This window comes from Pseudomonas sp. NPDC085632, from assembly GCF_044541255.1.
In the GTDB taxonomy this organism is placed as follows: domain Bacteria; phylum Pseudomonadota; class Gammaproteobacteria; order Pseudomonadales; family Pseudomonadaceae; genus Aquipseudomonas.
Map to the genome: position 1 here is coordinate 1 of NZ_JBITSX010000113.1, position 1,472 is coordinate 1,472.

A 1,472-nucleotide genomic window follows, 5' to 3' on the forward strand; every position below is an offset into this window, starting at 1 on the left:
CTGCCAAAAGCCGTGAACGATTCCAGCGTCGGCACCGCGTCGGAAACTCTGCTGACCCTGACCGGCAACGTCCTGACCAATGACGTGCAAAGCGCCGAACCGTGCTGCAACCTGTGCCCGGCGGCGCATGACGCGAAGAACTACACCACGCGTTATCAGCAGAACTTCACCACCCTGGTGCAGGCGCAAGGCGACTGGTTGTTCCGGACTCAGGAAGATTTGCGCACCGAGTTCAACACCACCCCCGCCGGCTACAAACGCCTGCAACAACTGCACGATGCGTTCAAGGCCAAAGGCGTCGAGCTGGTGATTGTTTACCAGCCAACCCGTGGCCTGGTGAACCGCAACAAGCTCAACCCGCAGGAAAAAGCCGCGTTCGATTACGAGAAAGCGCTGGGCAACTACAAGACCATGCTCGGCCGTTTCGCCAAGATGGGTTACGTCGTGCCGGACCTGTCGCCGCTGACCAACGAATCGCTGCCGGACACCCTGCCCGCCCACGATTTCTACTTCCGTGGCGACCAACACTGGACGCCATACGGTGCACAGCGCACGGCGAAAATCGTCGCCGAGAAGGTCAAGCAGATCCCGGCCTTCGCCGACGTGCCCAAGCGTGAATTCGAAACCAAACGCTCCGGGCGCATGGGCAAGACCGGCACCCTGCACAACATGGCCGGGCAACTGTGCGGCACCAGTTACGCGATCCAATACATGGATCAGTTCACCACCGAGCCTAAGGGCGAGGCTGGCGACGGCGATCTGTTCGGTGATTCCGGCAACCCGCAAATCACCCTCGTCGGTACTTCGCACAGCGGCAAGAACTACCACTTCGCCGGCTTCCTCGAAGAAGCCATCGGCGCCGACATTCTCAACGTCGCCTTCCCCGGCGGTGGTCTGGAAGGTTCGATGTTGCAGTACCTGGGCAGCGACGAATTCCAGAAGACCCCGCCGAAAATCCTCATCTGGGAATTCTCGCCGCTGTATCGCCTCGACCAGGAAACCATCTATCGCCAGATGATGTCCCTTCTCGACAACGGCTGCGAAGGCAAAGACGCGCAAATGTCCGCGAGCACCACGCTCAAGCCGGGCAGCAAACAAGAACTGCTGGTCAACAGCAAGAACCTGAACCTGCAGAACAGCAGCCATCAGGTCGACATCCGCTTCGCCGACCCTTCGGTGAAAACCCTGCAAGCCACCCTCTGTACATGAACGGTCGCCACGAGGACATCAAGATCGAGAAACCGGAAACCTCCGACACCGACGGTCGTTTCGCCTTTGAGCTGCGCACGGACGAAGACTGGGCCTCGCAAAACCTGCTGGCGGTCGAAGTCCAGGGCCCGGAAGCGGGCACCGCGCCGCAGAAAGTCGAAGCGAAAATCTGCAAACGCAACGTATTCCCGGGCGCTGGGCAGCAAAGCGTAAAGTTACGTCCGTCTGTACTTCTAAGCGAAGCTCCCGACGGATCAGACTCA

1 pseudogene is annotated in these 1,472 nt (G+C 59.8%); it reads left to right on the plus strand.

What is annotated here, in order from left to right:
* Positions 1 to 90: 90 nt before the first annotated feature.
* Positions 91 to 1,472: pseudogene (locus tag ACIF4X_RS29260) on the plus strand (alginate O-acetyltransferase); the annotation flags it as partial.